This window comes from Bifidobacterium sp. UTCIF-1 (genome assembly GCF_006408915.1).
GTDB lineage: Bacteria > Actinomycetota > Actinomycetes > Actinomycetales > Bifidobacteriaceae > Bifidobacterium > Bifidobacterium reuteri.
The window spans coordinates 86,012-102,873 of record NZ_JFAG01000002.1; the positions used below are offsets into that span (position 1 = coordinate 86,012).

The 16,862-nt window shown below is 60.9% G+C and carries 15 protein-coding genes; 4 read left to right on the forward strand and 11 right to left on the reverse strand.

Translation table 11 applies throughout. The features are described from left to right. Positions 1–2 precede the first annotated feature (2 nt). From BW09_RS01390 to BW09_RS01405, 4 genes are all read right to left on the reverse strand, one after another. Positions 3–959 (reverse strand): MoxR family ATPase, encoded by a 957-nt coding sequence (locus BW09_RS01390; protein WP_044089166.1) that lies wholly within the window; start codon positions 957–959, stop codon positions 3–5. Between the two features lie 284 nt (positions 960–1,243). Further along, positions 1,244–1,537, reverse strand: coding sequence for a co-chaperone GroES (gene groES, locus BW09_RS01395; RefSeq protein ID WP_044089138.1), 294 nt, complete (start codon positions 1,535–1,537; stop codon positions 1,244–1,246). A 168-nt stretch (positions 1,538–1,705) separates the two neighbouring features. After that, a complete protein-coding gene (locus tag BW09_RS01400; RefSeq protein ID WP_140462810.1) occupies positions 1,706–3,103 on the reverse strand; it encodes a magnesium transporter in 1,398 nt (465 codons plus the stop codon). A gap of 43 nt (positions 3,104–3,146) precedes the next feature. Further along, positions 3,147–3,824 carry a GNAT family N-acetyltransferase gene (locus tag BW09_RS01405; RefSeq protein ID WP_238566967.1) on the reverse strand — a complete coding sequence of 226 codons (678 nt, stop codon included), beginning with the start codon at positions 3,822–3,824 and terminating at the stop codon, positions 3,147–3,149. A 69-nt stretch (positions 3,825–3,893) separates the two neighbouring features. Between BW09_RS01405 and BW09_RS01410 the strand changes: the two genes are divergently transcribed. From BW09_RS01410 to BW09_RS01420, 3 genes are all read left to right on the forward strand, one after another. Continuing rightward, positions 3,894–4,535, forward strand: a complete 642-nt coding sequence (locus BW09_RS01410) for a 5-formyltetrahydrofolate cyclo-ligase (protein ID WP_044089167.1) — start codon at positions 3,894–3,896, stop codon at positions 4,533–4,535. 190 nt (positions 4,536–4,725) lie between these two features. Next, entirely contained in the window at positions 4,726–4,911 is a 186-nt protein-coding gene (locus BW09_RS01415; RefSeq protein ID WP_044089141.1) for an FmdB family zinc ribbon protein, read from the forward strand. Positions 4,912–5,009: 98 nt separating this feature from the next. After that, the gene (locus BW09_RS01420) at positions 5,010–5,726 is read left to right on the forward strand and encodes an SAF domain-containing protein (RefSeq protein WP_081886467.1); all 717 of its coding nucleotides are present in this window, start codon (positions 5,010–5,012) and stop codon (positions 5,724–5,726) included. A gap of 52 nt (positions 5,727–5,778) precedes the next feature. Here the strand turns inward: BW09_RS01420 and BW09_RS01425 are convergent, their stop codons facing one another. The 6 genes from BW09_RS01425 to BW09_RS01455 form a co-directional block, all read right to left on the reverse strand. Continuing rightward, complete coding sequence (locus tag BW09_RS01425) at positions 5,779–5,979, reverse strand: hypothetical protein (protein ID WP_140462812.1); 201 nt, start codon at positions 5,977–5,979, stop codon at positions 5,779–5,781. Between the two features lie 2 nt (positions 5,980–5,981). Next, positions 5,982–9,572 (reverse strand): helicase, encoded by a 3,591-nt coding sequence (locus BW09_RS01430; RefSeq protein ID WP_140462842.1) that lies wholly within the window; start codon positions 9,570–9,572, stop codon positions 5,982–5,984. 107 nt (positions 9,573–9,679) lie between these two features. Next, positions 9,680–11,296, reverse strand: a complete 1,617-nt coding sequence (locus tag BW09_RS01435; RefSeq protein WP_044089170.1) for an FHA domain-containing protein — start codon at positions 11,294–11,296, stop codon at positions 9,680–9,682. Positions 11,297–11,729: 433 nt separating this feature from the next. Then, the gene (gene rplL, locus BW09_RS01440) at positions 11,730–12,113 is read right to left on the reverse strand and encodes a 50S ribosomal protein L7/L12 (RefSeq protein ID WP_044089143.1); all 384 of its coding nucleotides are present in this window, start codon (positions 12,111–12,113) and stop codon (positions 11,730–11,732) included. A 105-nt stretch (positions 12,114–12,218) separates the two neighbouring features. Then, complete coding sequence (gene rplJ, locus BW09_RS01445; protein ID WP_044089145.1) at positions 12,219–12,740, reverse strand: 50S ribosomal protein L10; 522 nt, start codon at positions 12,738–12,740, stop codon at positions 12,219–12,221. A gap of 520 nt (positions 12,741–13,260) precedes the next feature. Further along, positions 13,261–14,655, reverse strand: coding sequence for an NCS2 family permease (locus tag BW09_RS01455; protein ID WP_044089146.1), 1,395 nt, complete (start codon positions 14,653–14,655; stop codon positions 13,261–13,263). Between the two features lie 339 nt (positions 14,656–14,994). Between BW09_RS01455 and BW09_RS01460 the strand changes: the two genes are divergently transcribed. Continuing rightward, positions 14,995–15,750 carry a hypothetical protein gene (locus BW09_RS01460; RefSeq protein WP_044089147.1) on the forward strand — a complete coding sequence of 252 codons (756 nt, stop codon included), beginning with the start codon at positions 14,995–14,997 and terminating at the stop codon, positions 15,748–15,750. 307 nt (positions 15,751–16,057) lie between these two features. On the opposite strand, the gene pstB is transcribed toward BW09_RS01460, so the two are convergent. Next, positions 16,058–16,837 carry a phosphate ABC transporter ATP-binding protein PstB gene (gene pstB / locus BW09_RS01465; RefSeq protein WP_044089148.1) on the reverse strand — a complete coding sequence of 260 codons (780 nt, stop codon included), beginning with the start codon at positions 16,835–16,837 and terminating at the stop codon, positions 16,058–16,060. Between the last annotated feature and the right edge of the window lie 25 nt (positions 16,838–16,862).

The window sequence follows — 16,862 nt, forward strand, 5'->3', positions numbered from 1 at the left end:
CCTCACACGCGCGGCACTGCGGTGGAGGCTACGATGTCTTCGACGACAGAGCGGGCGCGAGACATCGCCCCGGCATCGATTCCGGCATCATCCAGCACCAGACGATGTGCGAGCACCGGCACGGCGAGTTCCCGCACATCATCGGGCAGCACATAATCACGTCTGGCGATGAACGCACGCGCGCGAGCCATCGCCGCCAGATGCAGGCTGGCACGCGGCGAGGCACCATAGCGCACACCATCATGGGAGCGCGTGGCCCTGGTGAGCGTCACCAGATAATCGGCCACGGGCCCGGCAAGCCGCACGTCGCGGACCGCGGAACGCATATCGGCCGCCTGTTCGGCGCTGCATACCTGACTCACCCGGTCCAGCGGATTCGACCAGTCGGTCGCTATGAGCATGGCTGCCTCAGCCTCGGCTGACGGATATCCAAAGCTCGTGCAAGCCATGAAACGGTCGAGCTGGGCTTCCGGCAACGGATATGTGCCCTCCAATTCAATCGGATTCTGTGTGGCGATCACCAGATACGGGTCTGGCAACGGATGACTGACCCCGTCCACACTGACCTGCCCTTCGTTCATGGCTTCCAGCATGGCGGATTGGGTTTTAGGGTTGGCGCGATTGATCTCGTCGGCGATGACGATGTTGGCGAACAGCGGGCCGGGATGGAATTCGAAATCATGCGCATCCCGCGCATAGATGCTGACACCGGTCAGATCACTGGGCAGAAGATCAGGTGTGAACTGGATGCGGCTGGCTTGGCCGCCTATAGCCTGCCCCATGGCACGAGCCAATGTGGTCTTGCCGACTCCCGGCACATCCTCAAGCAGCAGATGTCCGCCAGCAGCAAACGTGGTGACCACCAGATCGATGACCTCGCGCGAACTGGACAGTGCAGACTCCAAGGTATCGGCGATGCGGACAAGCTGGTCTGCGGAAACGGTGGCACTGGCGCTCATGACAGCCTCTTTCATAGCGACTTCAATCCGCTACCCAGTGTACGTGCAGCGCGCCGGAAGCCTCAACTACGCTATGAGCGAGCACAGGTTTCCCTCACCCAACTACCCTCAGCAAACGTACACTACGCCGGCCTCAGCGTACGTTTAGTGCGGTAAGGCGAGAGGATGACGGGACGGAATGCGCAGGAGAGGGCGGAATGACAAGACCCCGGCTGTTCGGATGAACAACCGGGGTCTCATGCAGCGATAACGACCAACTGTGGACGTTACTCAGCCAGCGTCACTCAGCCAAGGATGGCGAGCACATCGCGAGAGCTGACGATGAGGTAATCCTCACCCTCGTAGTGCACCTCGGTGCCGCCGTACTTGGAGTACAGAATCTTGTCGCCGACCTTGACATCCATCGGGATGCGCTCGCCCTTGTCATCGCGACGGCCGGGGCCGACAGCCAGCACTTCGCCCTGCTGCGGCTTCTCCTTGGCGTTGTCCGGAATGTAGAGGCCGGATGCGGTCTGGGTCTGGGCTTCCGCCTGCTTGACGATGATCTTGTCTTCCAACGGTGTGAGCTTAATCGACACTGTGGGTCACCTCGTATCTCTATAGTTCAGTTCGATAATACCGCGCCAGAACGTCTCAAGAGGCTGACGATCACTTGCGTTGTCCCTTTGCGCTAGGACTTATGGTAGCGCGATTATTAGCACTCTGCCAACTCGAGTGCTAACGCTGTGAGAGAAAAACGATGCCAATCAGTTACCCCGACGGGCGAGGATGGAATCAAGCCCCACGCTCAGCGAATCGGAAGTCGCCGCCGGAGCCTCCACTTCGGCATGCTCCTCGCGCTCCCGGAAGGATTCCGCCTGTTCGGCCTGGGCGGCTGCATCCGCACCGCTCGCCTCATCCGCGCCAGCCCCATCATCCGAACCAATCTTGGACTCGGCAGACGATTCAGCCTTCTCCGCCGCCTGCGCATCATCCGCAGCCTTGGCGGCACGCGCCTCATCGATCAATCGCTCAGCCACTTCCGGCGCCACGGGCTCAGCCTTGGACACCTGACGAGTGGACTTGATCTCCAGGCTTTCCGGCGCATTGCCCTCGTTGCGCGGTTCGCCGAGCGAGAACGAAATAAGATCCTGCGAGGTGGCCATGTCGAATACGTCCAACGCACGGGCCGGCGTGACCGACGCCAATTCGGATGTGGCGTCACTCATCTCTTGGTCACGCTCGTCGCGCACGGTGAGGGATGGTTCGGTGGCAGAAGCACGCTTCGTATCCTCTTCGGCTGGAGTGTGCCGGCTGGACTGTGCATCGGCTTGGTCCGGCGTCTCGGCATGAATCGAATCCGCTGACGGCGAGGACTGCAGCGAAGCCACCTCGGCCACCGCTTCGGACTGGTTCTCGCGGCGCTGACGTTCGCGCTCCGCCTTGGCTTTGGCCTGCTCGACCTCCGCCGCACGCAGCACACGACGAATCTGGCGTTGTTCCATCACTTCGGTAGAGGTCTCATCGGGCATCTGACGCCGAACACCCTTATCCACGACGACTGCGGCCTTGGAATCACCGGCATCACTGCGGTCAGCGGATTCCGACCGAGAGCCAGCCACTTCGGCAGTCGCCTGATCGCGCTTGGAGTCCTGCGTCACCTGAGGCGTACGGGCACGCGCATGCGTGCGCTCATAGCGCCGCACCTTACGCTCCCATTCACGGGCCTGACGCGCCGCATTGGCGCCCAAAGCCAATACCACAACCGTCAGGGCGAACGGAATCAACGCGAACAGCGGGCTGAAATGCAACGCCAGACCCAGCACCACCACCAGTACCGTTAAGGCAAGCAATGCACCGACAAGAATCTGACGGCGTCTGATGGACTGCCTGCGCAGTTCACGCACATGCGCGATATGCGCCGGTGTCAGTTTTCCTGACGTTGTAGATACTGGCATTGCTGCCCCTTTCGCCTCACGCGGCTTGACATCGCCGAATCGTCTGCCGTCCGCCGCCTCCACTATGCGCAGCGAGGGAGAGTAGCGATCCTGCCGGTGTTCGGCTGCACGCTTCATACCGTTGGCCGTACGCGCAGGCAGCCATACGGCGACTACGATCACCGCTATCACCAGCACGATAACTGTGCTTAGTGACTCGTAACCCATAGAGTCAAGAATAGGAGACCCACCGACGAACTGGCAGGTTCAGCTACGGGCGTGTCGAACCAGACGACCCATGCAGCAATCGCTCAGTGAACCCTTGTCCGGCGTCCTCGGCCAACATCGCGAAGGTCACATGGTCACGCCACTGACCGTTGACATAAATGTATCGTTCGCGCAATCCCTCATGATGCGCACCCACTTTGCGCACCACCGCCAGCGAGCGCGCGTTATCGGGCAGAATGGCGATTTCCAGACGATGCAGAGCCGGACCGAACGGATCGGTCAACGCCCAGTCGGCAAGCATGGCGAGCGCCATAGGGGCGAAGCCGTGGCCCGCGTAGCGTTGGTCGACCCAGTATCCGACCACACCGGTGCGCATCGAGCCGTAGGAGATCGCGCCCAAGGAGATCTGCCCGACGATGCGCATCTGGTATTCGATGGCGAACAAAGCGCCTATGCCATGCTGCTCGTTGCGGCGCTGGCGTTGGATCCATTGGTTGAATGTGATGGATCCGCCATGCATCGGATCGCCCGACTCCCAAGGTGCCAGCCACGCGTTGTTGCGCCAGCGGACCTCATCCCAGGCGTCCTCGTCATCCATGGTCAGCGGGCGCAGCACGATGGGACAACCGGCATGGGTCAGGCGGGGCATGCGAATCTGGTTGTCGGGGTGGAGCGCTTCTTTGATGGATCGGAAAACTGACACGGCCCTTATTGTAGCCACGTATCGACATGACGGATCATTGCCCGGGTGCGATATGTTGTGCGATATATTTGCGCTATGTTGTGCGATATGAGCGACAACAATTCCGCACATGAGGATCCGCAGGCGGCCGGCGAACCGTCCAAGAGCGAATTGCGCCATCGCGCGCTGTCGCTGCGCAAGCGCACCACTTCCCATGAGCGCCTCATCGCCGGACGCGCCCTGGTGCGCGAGCTGCCCGAACTGACGGTCCGGCCGCATATGACGGTGGCGGCATACGTGTCCATGGGCACGGAGATCGAGACACGGCCGCTGATTGCATGGCTGCTGACGCAGGACTGCACGGTTCTGGTACCGCGATTGGGATCCGGTCTCGACATCGGCTGGAGCGTCGTCCGTTCGCTGGACGATCTGCAGGAAGTGAGCGGCACCGGCCATCTGCGGCCCGACGAACCGAGTTCGGACGTGCTGCCTCCCGACGCCCTCAAGCAGGCGGATGTCGTCATCGCACCCGCCCTCGGCGTGGACTCGCAGGGCGTCCGCCTTGGCCGCGGAGCCGGATGGTATGACCGTGCACTGGCCGCACGACGGCAGGATTGCCTGCTGATCGCGGTGTGCTGGCCGTGGGAGGTGACCGGCGGCCGTCTGCCCACCCAGCCGCATGACGTGCCGGCTGACGCTGTCCTCACACCGGCGGGATATCGGCGGCTTCGGCGTCGCGCAGACGACTGATTCCCGGCATTGGCCTTGAGACCACCGGCTGCCGGGGCTGACCCACCGAAGCGAAGTGTCAGTGCTCTCAAGACGAAGCGTCAGCGCTCCCAAGGCGAAGTGTCAGGGCAATGACTAGGATATGAACGGTTGCTTGGCATGGCGCTGGGTCATGCGGGAAAAAACTTGTGTATGTGTGTGGAGGAATCCGTTGCCTACTTATCATTACCGCTGCAAGAACTGCGGCTACGATTTCACCGAACAGCAGTCGTTCTCCGACGATCCGATCACAGTGTGCCCGAAGTGCTCTCAGGAGCAGGTGCATAAGGTGTATTCGGCCGTGCCGATCGAATTCAAAGGCCACGGTTTCTACCGTACCGACAAATCATCCAAGTAATGTCCACGATGTGAAACTATGTGGATAACTCGGCAAGCTAGAACCACATAGGTCGGTTTGGCTTGCCAAGACGCTGACACTACGGTCACCATGTTCGCATGGTGACCTTTTCTGTATTGCCGAAATTCAGGATTCCGCCCACCGGCTCATTGCGGCGCCGACGGGCCTCTTTTGCAGCACGGCGCCTCACCGCCGCACTGTGCGCCGGTTTGGCATTGTTGTTCGCGATTGAAGCGGTGGTGTCACAGACCGGCACGGCACCGGTGGCGGTGGCCGCACGGCCGATCGCGCGCGGCGAGATCATCGGAGCGGACGATGTGGAAGTCATCCGGTTCCCTGTTGTCGCAGTGACGGCATCCATGACCGACTCCATTGACGAGTTGATCGGAAATGTCGCATATATCGATATCGGCGGCGGCGATCCGGTGCTGACATCGATGACTAGGGCTGCTCCGCTGGTGCCGCCGGGGAACACCGTGGTGGAAGTGCGATTGGCCAGCGCCTTGGACGAATTGGCAACCGGCGATCGTGTGAAACTGGTGTCAGCATTGGGATGCGCCGACGGCGGCCATTCCAGCGACGGGGGCAGCAACGAGAACGGTACTCAGACGGACACTTCGCCGTCGTATGGCACCGCCGCCACATGCGTGCTTGCCGACGACGCTCTGGTGATGGGCGTCAACGAGGCGGACCCGGATGCCGAATCCGGATATGGCACAGTGCAGCGCAAGGCATCATTCGCGATGCCGGCCGATGCAGCAGTACGCGTCATGCAATCACAGGAGGCCGGCGCGATCGTAGCCGTGATGCGCTGAAGTGAGCGGGCGCACCACAAGCGCCCGCGAAGGCCGCCTCACTGGGCGAAGTTCAACGCTTGTCGTTGAACACAGCCCAGTGAGGCGGCAGCTCCCCCAGGATGCGCTTGTCGTCGTCGGCGTCGCGCTGTTGCTCGGTCTGCATGTCACCGGGCTCGAGTTTGACGCCATCGGCGTCGAACCGCTCAGTGCCTTTCATGATCACACGCCTATGCTGACGCGGGGTTCGGCGGCTCGCCGAATACTCAGCCATGCCTATGCCACCTCGCGGTAGATCTCGCCGAGACGAGTCACGATACGCTCGACTTCCTTATCGGGATTGACGAAGGCAGCCACACTCCACACCGTCATGACGTTCCAACCCAACGACATCAGGTCCTGGCTGCTCAGACGGTGACGGCGGCGAGTGGATTGCACCGACATGAAATTGGCGTCATCGGTCTGCACAGCCAACGCGAACGGCTTGTCCTTCAAGCCTACGACGAGCGGGATCTTCACGCCCTTGTCAAAACCGTAATCCACCACAGCATCAAGGCCACGTGCACGCAGACGATCGGCAAGATCGTTGAACAGCACATTGCCGCCAGCCACGGAGCGCACCGGCAGCACCGGACGCTCATCCATCTGACCTGCCCACGACAGCACCGTTTTCAGGAATCTCGGGCCTGCCTGATGCAGGCGCTCGTCATCCATGTCCTCCGGGCCGAAGGCGGAAACGATGTCAAGATTGCGGTCGGCAAGCGCCAGAGCGTCCAAGAGCATGCCGCGACCCCCGTCGCTTTCCAACACTCCGAATTGCTGCAGCAGACGGCCGTGCACGGTCTTGGCGTAGCACATCGAAATGATCACGTCCGTGGCCTGCGTACCCGATACATCGCGCAACGGCACCAACCGCACATGACGCAGGAAGCGCCCCATCGGCTTGTTCTTGGAAGCGAGCGACTTGAGTTCGGCTCCCAGACGCGTACGGAACACGTCCGTCATCACCACGACGGCGAGGATGTAGCGGGAAGGCACCACGGTGAAGCTGGAGGCGCGCTCGGTGATGAGACGCACGACTTCGTCGATCTCCTGCTGACTGGACTCCACGAGACCGGTTGACATCACGGGTACGCCATTGGCCTCGATGCGGTGGAACCGGACCGAACCGGTGGCCGGCTCCGTAGCCACGTCGTAATCGACGGGCCCGTATCCCTCGGATTCCAGAAATGCAGCCAACCGTGGCGCACGGCAGCATGGCTGAGCCACCACTGTGACATGTGGCAGCATGCCAATCAGTTCCTTGACCGATTCGCTGGTGACCGTTGCACAATGGGCGATCACCACCACCTGGCGCACACGTCCCAGGATGGACAGTAGTTCGATTGACGGGATATGCGCGCATGCATCGAGAATGGCCACGTCGGCGAGCACGCCCGGCTCCGTGAGAGCGGCCAGGGTACCCGGCGCCGCCACCATGATCGGCTTGGCCGCAGCCAGGATCTCCGGATGGTCGCGGCGGATTCGGCTGAGCGTCACATGCCCGCGTCCCGCGAGCACGGTGTGCAGCTGATTGGCTTCCTGCGTGCGGGAGAACAGCATGTCGCACAGCCGGCGCATCGATTCCTGCGCCACCATCGGCCCGATGGAGCGCACGTGCTCCACATCGACTTGCGCGAACCGGTCGGATGCTGTCTGCAACGCAGACCCATCCTGATTCGAGATGATTGCGGACGAGCGAACGATGTCGTCGAACACCGTGGTCCACCATGCCAGCTGCAGTTCGCCGCGAACCTGATCGACGCCGACATGCCGAATGGTCAGGTCATTGACCAATTCAGTCAGGCCAGCCGCTGCGAGGTCCTGTTCCAGACGGCAACGTTCGGGCAGGGTATCCAATGCCTTGCGATCGTCGAGCAGCGCTTTCAGGCGCGCTTCGACCGTGTTGAAATCGACGGTCTCCAGATTGCCGCCGGTAGGCGTGGTGGCCAGCACGGTGTCCAGGGAGGTCATGTTGCCCAGCAGCCCATCAAGTGTGGTGATGATGTCGTCCAGCTTGGTGGGCAGCACCGGCCAGCCGCCGTGAGGCACGAACTGGCGCCACTGCTCCCCCTGCTTGGCCACGACCTTCAGCGCCTCATGCAGATCCTCCACCTGGGCGCCGACCCGCAACAGGGACTTGGCTTCCTTGATATGGCGGCGACGCTCCCAGAAGCCCATGCCAGCCCCCTCGGACTTGCGCTGCGCCTTGGACATCGTGGCCTGAATCATCGCATCGATGTCCCGCTCGAAAATCTCCGGCTGGAAGACATCAAGCACACGCCTGAGGTTCTTGAGCACCGTCACCTGACGCTCCCACTCACGTGTGGTGGCGGGTACAGGGAAACCGCACGTCTGTACCGTGCGCTTCACCTGCTCGCGCGTGGCAGGCAGATAGCGGCGCAGCAGGTCATCCACACGCCGATACGCATCGATGGCCTGATCCTCAGTGGTCAGATTCGCCTTGTACCAAGCCGTGTCTTCGGGGCCGATGGCAAATTCGCCGAGTTCTCCCGCACGCTCAAGCTTGCTAATCCACGCCTCCATGTCGGAGCCGACGGTAAGCGCGCTTTGCTCGCGCAGGCGCACATGGGTGGCGGGATGCGTGGGCAGCACGGAGATACGCGCCAGATTCTGGATGGTCTCATATGCGGAGACGTTCCACTTGTCGCTGACGCCGTGAAGATCGCCAAGGTATCGGGTCAGTCGGGAGCGCACTCCCACCAGCTCGTCGGCCAACTGGTCGAAACGCTGGGTTGCCACGCCCGGCTGGAAACCGACCGCTGCGATAAGCTGCTTGTCGATGGCAGCATTGGCGTGCTCATCCGAAACGTCAAGCAGCTGCGCCTTGAGCTCATGAGCCGATGCGGCCTGGATGAAGCGACGCTTCTGCTCGGTGACTCCGGGCACATACAGCACGGAGCGTCCGCTCATCAGGCAGCGGGACGCGATAGCCACGGCCTGCTCGGCGGCCCCCTTGGGGAAGCTCCCATCGATCACGATGCTGTGACCGGCAGCTGCCAGATCCGCCGCGTACCGTACGGTGTTGTCCACATCCCCGACCGCGAATTCGGCATGCGGATCGGAATCGAACGGGCTGTACTGTGGCGGATTCGCATCTCTGAGCGACGCCTGCGCCTGCTCGTCGCCGGCGAGCGCATCCAGCAGCACATTGCCGGTTGCACCGTTCTCCAGCTGGTCGATGAACTGCTGGCTTTCTGACACGATCAATGAGTTGGGATCCATGAAGCAGCCCAGCACGATATGGCGTTCGATGGCGAAATCGGCGATAGCCTCATGCGCCTCGGCGGCAATCCGGGAGAACATCGCGGAGGTCTCAGGCGTACCGCTGTCATAGCTGGATCCGTCGAACAGCGCATCCTCGTTCAGATACACGCGCTGCTCGCGCAGCACATTGACGAATGTGCTGTTCAGCGTGACGCGACCGGCGAACTGGATGGAGGGCGCGGAGCCTTCTTTGGGTAGGAAGACGGTCACTGGATACAGCAGCACCGGCAGCGCGTTGCCGTTCCATGTGGCTACGCCCACCGCCATCGACAGCTCCGCCACGCCGGAGATTCGGCGCTTGGCCGTCTGATCGTCGAGCACTCGGGTGAGATGGCGTTCCGCCGCCTTGAGCATGCCGGTATCACGGAACAAGGAATCCAGGCGGACGTGGCCTGATGCGAACAGCTGGGCGATTCCGGACGGATGGGCATGGGTCATGTCCAGTTTGGCCACCAGCTGGTTCACGTCCTCCAGCGGCGACGGTGCGAGCATGGCACGGTACTTGTCCCGCCAACCGCGGATACGGTTCAGTCCGATCATGGTGCTGGCCGTCCGCTCGTTCTGCTGTGCCTGATGTTCCTGCTGATTCTGTGGATTCTGCTGATTCTGTGGATTCTGCTGATCCTGCGTTTGAGTCATCTCCCGGCTCACTTTCCGACCGCTTCGCGGTATTCCTGATAGCCCTTGTTGTTGGCCAGAGCTTCATCGATATCAGCTTCGCCGCGGGCGGCAAGCCAAGCGTACATGTCATCGTACAGATATGGGTTCATCGCGAGAAACGCCAGCAATTCGGGACGGCGTGCGATCTCGAATTGCACCGAGAAGTCCTGCGTGGTTTGGGCATCGTTGGAATTGTACCCATCGACTTCCACCACCGGCTCCTGTGCCTTCAGCTCACCCTTCGCCACCTTGTCGAACACCGACCCCGGCTCGAATGCGGGGGTGTACGTGTTGGCTGCGGCATATTCCGAGGCACCTGCTGCGGCTCCGGCAAATGCGGTATCCGTACCCGTCTGCCCGGCGGCGCTCACAGTACCAGAGCCATCCGCATGGGTCGCGCCATCGCCAGCGGTATCGTCGCCCGGCATGACAATAGGCTCGAACACCAGCGACGGATTGGTAGCGTGCGTCGCGCCATCCGTGGTCTCCGTGGCATTCGTGGTCTGGCCATCGCCTGCCTGCGGATTGCTGGTCTGCTCATCGCTGGACTGCGCGGCACTGGACTGCTCAGTGTAGGCCTGTGCAGTACTGGTCTGCTCAGCACTGGTTTGCGCGGACCGTTCGGCAGACTCCCCGTCTGCGGGAGTCGATTCCGGCACTGCTGTGTCACTGTCACTCTCGCTTGCGGATGCGCTCAACGTGGCATCCTGGGCGGGGCCGCTCCCCTGTTCCGCAGACTGCGTTGCCGTTGATTCGGGCGACGGGTCCGGTACGATCGTCGTCTGGTCCACTGGCTCGGCATTGTTTGGTTCGGCATGGACCGATTCAGTATGGTCCGATGAGGACTGTTCCGCCAAATGCGCAGGATGGGCGATCGCATCCACCGGAACCAACCCGGAGATGCGGATACCCGGACGCAACGCGGACTTGGGCTGTTCGCTCTCAGCGGGCGTCTCCGGCTCCACGGGCTCCTGTGCAGCGGCTTGCTGCTGCGCTTCGGCATCGGCAAACAAATCACGCGGCGAGAGTGGTTCTTCGGGCTGATGGTTGAGTTGCACGATATTGAGACTGCCCAGCTCCAACTCGTTGACTTTGCGCTTCACACTATCCGCGCTGAATATGGCGGTAGGCTCCCCTGCGCGCAAATCGAGAATATCGTCCACCGACATGTCCGCGGCATCCGGCTCCTGCGGTGCATCGGACGTGGCATAGCCGAAGAGATCCGGCACCGGCTGGCTGGATTCCGCGTCAACAGGCTCGTCGATACGGATGAAGTCGGCAGGAACATCACCGAACTGCATACGCATCGGTGAGACAGGCAGGAGAAAATCGGCATTCGCCGGCAGACGGAGCAAATCCCCGTTGTCACGCACCACATATGAACCGTTGGTGGAACCAAGATCGCGCACGCATGCCGAACCATTCTCCTGCACCGAGAACAATGCGTGACGTTTCGACATCGACTTGGTCTGGTCGACCACATCCAGACGGGTGCGGCCATTGGCGGCAAGCGGGCGCAATGGCTTACGACCAATCTCCAAGCTCTCGCCAGGTTTGACGCTGACCTGATCAACTCCATTGATCCGCACCGTCCACTCGCTCACCATGACCGCCTTCCTAAACACACTACTGACCACATTACGTGCAATTGTGTCATCTTGTGCTGATTTTCCGCGAATTATAACGAGAAGAATCGCCCGGTTTTGTCGAAAGGCTCTATTCCCCTCGTCAACTGACGGAGACTGACTGACGGAGATATAACGTTGCTGACGGGGAATAAGACGTTAGCTGATGGAGATACCACATAATTCCGTTGTATTTCCGTCAGTCAACGGGGAAATCCACAGCGTCTAGTCAGACTAGCGTCTGACCCGCAGCGTATTCCCCTCAGTGTCCAAACCGACAGTGCCCAAACCGCCAGGCCAATAGGCCGATAGTTTCATCGCGCACAAATCAAGAAATACAAGAAACCCCGCATCCTGATTGCTCAGATGCGGGGTTTCACAAGCTGTTGATTCGCGGCTCAAGCCGCACAAATCACTTGAGCTCGACGGTGGCGCCAGCCTCTTCCAGCTGAGCCTTGGCCTTCTCGGCGTCTTCCTTCTTGGCCTTCTCGAGGATGGCCTTCGGAGCGCCGTCAACCATAGCCTTGGCGTCAGCCAGGCCAGCGTTGGTGATGGCCTTGACAGCCTTGATGACCTGGATCTTCTTGTCGCCGACAGCGGTCAGGACGACGTCGAACTCGGTCTTCTCCTCTTCCTCAGCAGCAGCGCCAGCAGCCGGAGCGGCAGCGACAGCGGCGACCGGGGCAGCGGCCTCGACGTCGAACTTCTCTTCGAAGGCCTTGACGAACTCGGAGAGCTCGACGAGGGTCATTTCACCAAAAGCTTCCAGGAGCTCTTCGTTGGTGTACTTAGCCATGATGGCTTCCTTTCATTCTGGCGGCGGCCTGCACGACTCGGCGGCCTTACCGTCTCAATGTTGTATTTGTTTTCCGAATTGTTCATGCGGCGAGCCGCATGGGAATCAAGCTGCCTTTTCCTGCTTCTCGCGCAGAGCATCGATCGTACGCACGGCCTTGGTAGGCAGAGCGACGAACAGGTATGCGGCCTTGGCAGTCGTGGCCTTGAGGTCTCCAGCGAACTTGGAGAGCAGCTGCGGGCGAGACATAAGGTCGGCAAGCTTCTTGGCACCCTCGGCGTCGTAGACGGTGCCATCGGCATAGCCGCCCGAGATCACGAGAGCCTTGTTGGTCTTGGCAAAATCACGCAGCGTCTTCGCAGCCTCGATGAAGTCGCCCTTCACGAAGGTGATGGCGGTCGGGCCCTTGAGCAGGTCGTCGAGACCCTCAATGCCCGCTTCCTTGGCGGCGATGCGCGCCAGCGTGTTCTTAGCCACAGTGTAGGAAGTATCGCGGCCTAGCTTTTCGCGCAGTTCGGAAACCTGCGGAACGGTAAGCCCGCGGTACTCGGTCAGGTAGACAGCATCAGCGTTACGGAACTGTTCCGTAAGCTGAGCGACCACCGCTTCCTTTTCGGGCCTCTTCATGGCGTTCCTTCCTAAATCGGCCATTGATCTGAAATCGGAACACTCGGCTGGGCAATAAAAAAGCCCTGCGCACAGGCAGAGCAATACATCATGAAGCGTATCCGCTTCGGTCCTTATCGGACGCATATCTCTCAACCTGCGCTGGCTTGGCGAACCAAACTTCGGAAGTGCGTTTGCGCGCACCTCAACCAACGGTCTGTGGTTTACGAGTGGATAGACTACGGTCGGTCGCGGACAAAGCAGCCGTCGCCCATCACATCGGCGTGTCGCAATAGCAACGATTCTGCCATCGAATCCCAATAATCTACGGAGTCAAGCCAATCCAGCCGAACGCTTGGCACAATCGTTGCGGCTGACCCATCATACAGTGCAACGATTCTGCCATGCAGGCCGATTGATTGACGCAATACCGCCAATCTCCGCTCGGCAATGGCGGAATCGTTGCGGATGTGCCGCCAAAACAAACGGGCAGGCCGACCCAGCGGATCGACCTGCCCGAATCATAGGCTTGCCAAGCCCGTCACAGAATCGCCATGCACACGAAGTCCAGGATGAACAGCGCGGAGACGATCCAGAGCATCGGATGGACCTCCTTGGCCTTGCCCTTGCAGGTCTTCACGATGCAGTACATGATGAAGCCGCCGGCGATGCCGTAGGAGATGGAGTAGGAGAAGGCCATGAACACGGCCGCGAAGAACGCCGGGATGGCCTCGTCGATGTCCGCCCAGTTGATCTCCTTGAGCGAAGCGGCCATCATGCAGCCCACCAGCACCAGCACACCGGCGGTGGCGGCAGACGGCACAGCGGAGACCACCGGGGCCAGGAACGCGGACAGCGCGAAGCAGACCGCCACGACCACCGAAGTCAGGCCGGTACGGCCACCGGCCGCGATACCGGCCGAGGACTCCACATAGGTGGTGGTGTTGGAGGTACCGCAGATGGCACCGATCGAGGTGGCGATGGAGTCAGCGAACAGGGCCTTGTCCATCTTGGAGGAGAAGCCATGGCCGTTCTCCAGCGCCTTCTCGTCCTCCAGGGAGAAGATGCCGGTGCGGCGACCGGTGCCGATGAAGGTGCCGAGCGTGTCGAACGTGTCGGACATGGAGAACGCGAAGATGGTCACGATCACCAGCGGCAGCTTGGCCGGGTCGGAGAACAGCGCCGGGAAGCCGTCGGCGGAGAAAATCGCGCCGAAGGTCTGCGGCAGCTGGGAGAAGGTCTCGGAGATGGACATCGAGGAGCCGAAGTTGGTCACGCCGAATGGGATGCCCACCACGGTGGTGATGGCGATGGCCAGCAGCAGGCCGCCCTTGACCTTCATCACCGTGAACACGACGGCCAGCAGCAGGCCGATAAGGAACACCCACAGCACCTTGTCGTTGAAGGTGGCAAGACCAGGAGTGGCGGCCACGGCACCGCCCTCGGCGGCGGCCTTCGGGTCGCCGGGCGTGAACTTGATCAGGCCGACGTTCAGCATGCCCACGTATGCCACGAACAGGCCGATGCCGCCGCCGATGGCCTGCTGCAGCACCACCGGGATGGCTAGGATGATCATCTTGCGGATCTTGGTGACCGTGATGATGATGTTAATCAGACCGCACAGGAACACCATGCACATGGTCTGCTGCCAGGTGAAGCCCAGGCCGAAACATACCGTATAGGTGAAGAATGCGTTGAGGCCCATGCCGGCCGCCTGCGCGTACGGCACGTTGGCGAACAGGCCCATGACCAAGGTGCCGATGATGGCCGCGATGATGGTGGCGAGGAACACGCCTCCCCACGGCATACCGGTCTGGGACAGGATTTGCGGATTGACGACGATGATGTACGCCATCGCGAAGAAGGTGGTGAGGCCGGCCAGGATCTCAGTCGAGACGGTCGTGCCGTTCTCCTTCAAATGGAAGAACTTCTCCATTACTCTCTACTTCCTTGGGTTGTGCGGGGTTTCGCCGTTCGCCGGCAAGCGAGAGACGTCGATGCGTGGCACCGACACAGACGCATAAACGTCAATGCTGACGTCAATGCTGCCATTCGTCTGATTTGCTTGTCGTGCTGGACATGGTCACCCCGGCGAGAATTGCGACTCGCCCTGATCGACCTGTCCGCGCGCGTTCGACGCAGTCACCCGATCAGAACCATCGTTGATTATAACCGGTGCATATATCGCGAAAACACTGCCGTCGGATTCGGAGAATGCAGTTAGCGGAAAAGCGTAGACTGGCAATCGCAGATAAGAGGCCGAAAGAAGGGGAACATGGCACAGACACCGGTGGAAGTCAGTATCACTTCATGGAGAAAGAACACGGTCAAGCCGGGGCATGAGCACGGGCGCGTGCTGTTGATGCCCGGCACTGGCTACAACTGCGATCGTCCGCTGCTGTATTGGGCTGCCCAGGCATTGGCGGAAAACGGCTGGCGCATCGATCGTATGAATGTGCGCAACGCTTCGGACGACCTGTCCACCGTGATTCCTGTGCTCAATGATGCCATCGACGATTGGGTCGCATCAGTGCGCAACGCATCCGGGACCGATGGCTCTGCCTCGCCTGCCCGCGCGCCGCGACTGCTGCTGATCGGCAAATCGTTGACGACGATGACCTATCCGCATGTGGCATCGCACTATGGTCTGCCGTTTGTATTGCTGACTCCGGTGCTGCATCACGCCGACTTTGACCCGTCGGCGCGCGTGATCCCGGTGCCCGCCGTCGGCGATGACATCGTTGGCGAGCCCGAGGCGCCGAGCGTGGAAGAGGCAGCACAGGCGATTCGCTCAGAACATGCCGGCGATTCGCATGCCCGAGTCAGCCGGTACAACGGCCCTGCGCCGCTGATTTGCGCCGGCACTGCGGACCCGTTCTACGACCGTACGCGCGCGAATGCACTGACCCCGCACGTGCATGAGTATCCGGACGCCAACCATTCAATCGAAGTCCCCGGCCATTGGCGTCGTTCGCTCGACTATCTCAAGGAAGTTACCGCTTCGGTGGCTCAGTACGCCGCCACACTGTGATGCAATCGCACCGCAACGATCCTGCCAAAGCAACTGGCAGATTGGCTTAATCAGAGTAAGTCACAACCCACCATGGCAGAATCGTTGCACTTCATAATGCATCAGCAGCGACGATTCTGCCGAGTAATTCTGCCAATCGGCATAAGTGCGCCAGACTAGGTCGAGGATTGGCAGAATCGTTGCAGGCGAGAAAGAAGAAAACAAAACAAAAAGACCGCCTCACGGGCGGTCTTTATCAGCCTTACGCGGTCAACGCCACGCTCAGGCACAACCTGCGTACAGCCGCGTGGGCCGCGCGCAGGATCGATCAGCCGAAGCGGCCGGAGATGTAACGCTCGGCCTCTTCGTTCTGCGGGTTGTTGAACATCGTCGTGGTGTCGGCGAAGTACTCGAGGTGACCGGGCTGGCCAACGGCCTTCAGGTTGAAGAAGGCGGTGTAGTCGGCGATACGGGCGGCCTGCTGCATGTTGTGGGTCACGATCACGATGGTGTAATCGTCCTTGAGCTCGTTGATCAGATCCTCAACGGCCAGGGTGGAGATCGGGTCAAGGGCGGAGCAAGGCTCATCCATCAGCACGACCTGCGGGTGCACAGCCACAGCGCGGGCGATGCACAGACGCTGCTGCTGACCACCGGAAAGGCCGATGCCCGGGTTGTCCAGACGATCCTTGACTTCGTTCCACAGGTTGGCGCCGCGCAGGGCCCACTCAACCAGGTCGTCGGCGTCGGACTTGCTCAGGTGCTTGTTGTTCAGACGAACACCGGCGAGCACGTTCTCGCGGATGGACATGGTCGGGAACGGGTTCGGGCGCTGGAAGACCATGCCGACGTCACGACGAACGGACACAGGATCCACGTCCTTGTCGTACAGGTTCTTGCCCTCGAGCAGGACCTCGCCCTCGACGTGAGCGCCGGGGATAAGCTCGTGCATACGATCCAGGGTGCGCAGCACGGTGGACTTGCCGCAGCCAGAGGGGCCGATGAACGCGGTGACCTTGTTGGCCTCGATGTTGATGTTCACATCTTCCACAGCAAGGAAGTCACCGTAGTAGATGTTCTCGTGGTTGACGTCAATACGTTGTCCCATGATGTTTCCTTATTCCTTATTGTTG

What these genes read in the sequence shown, in the direction of transcription:
- rplJ (WP_044089145.1), bottom strand. Translation starts at nt 12,740, where the DNA reads ATGAAGAGGCCCGAAAAGGAAGCGGTGGTCGCTCAGCTTACGGAACAG.
- rplL (WP_044089143.1), bottom strand. Translation starts at nt 12,113, where the DNA reads ATGGCTAAGTACACCAACGAAGAGCTCCTGGAAGCTTTTGGTGAAATG.
- BW09_RS01420 (WP_081886467.1), top strand. Translation starts at nt 5,010, where the DNA reads ATGGTGACCTTTTCTGTATTGCCGAAATTCAGGATTCCGCCCACCGGC.
- BW09_RS01400 (WP_140462810.1), bottom strand. Translation starts at nt 3,103, where the DNA reads ATGGGTTACGAGTCACTAAGCACAGTTATCGTGCTGGTGATAGCGGTG.
- BW09_RS01455 (WP_044089146.1), bottom strand. Translation starts at nt 14,655, where the DNA reads ATGGAGAAGTTCTTCCATTTGAAGGAGAACGGCACGACCGTCTCGACT.
- pstB (WP_044089148.1), bottom strand. Translation starts at nt 16,837, where the DNA reads ATGGGACAACGTATTGACGTCAACCACGAGAACATCTACTACGGTGAC.
- BW09_RS01425 (WP_140462812.1), bottom strand. Translation starts at nt 5,979, where the DNA reads ATGGCTGAGTATTCGGCGAGCCGCCGAACCCCGCGTCAGCATAGGCGT.
- BW09_RS01430 (WP_140462842.1), bottom strand. Translation starts at nt 9,572, where the DNA reads ATGATCGGACTGAACCGTATCCGCGGTTGGCGGGACAAGTACCGTGCC.
- BW09_RS01390 (WP_044089166.1), bottom strand. Translation starts at nt 959, where the DNA reads ATGAGCGCCAGTGCCACCGTTTCCGCAGACCAGCTTGTCCGCATCGCC.
- BW09_RS01410 (WP_044089167.1), top strand. Translation starts at nt 3,894, where the DNA reads ATGAGCGACAACAATTCCGCACATGAGGATCCGCAGGCGGCCGGCGAA.
- BW09_RS01460 (WP_044089147.1), top strand. Translation starts at nt 14,995, where the DNA reads ATGGCACAGACACCGGTGGAAGTCAGTATCACTTCATGGAGAAAGAAC.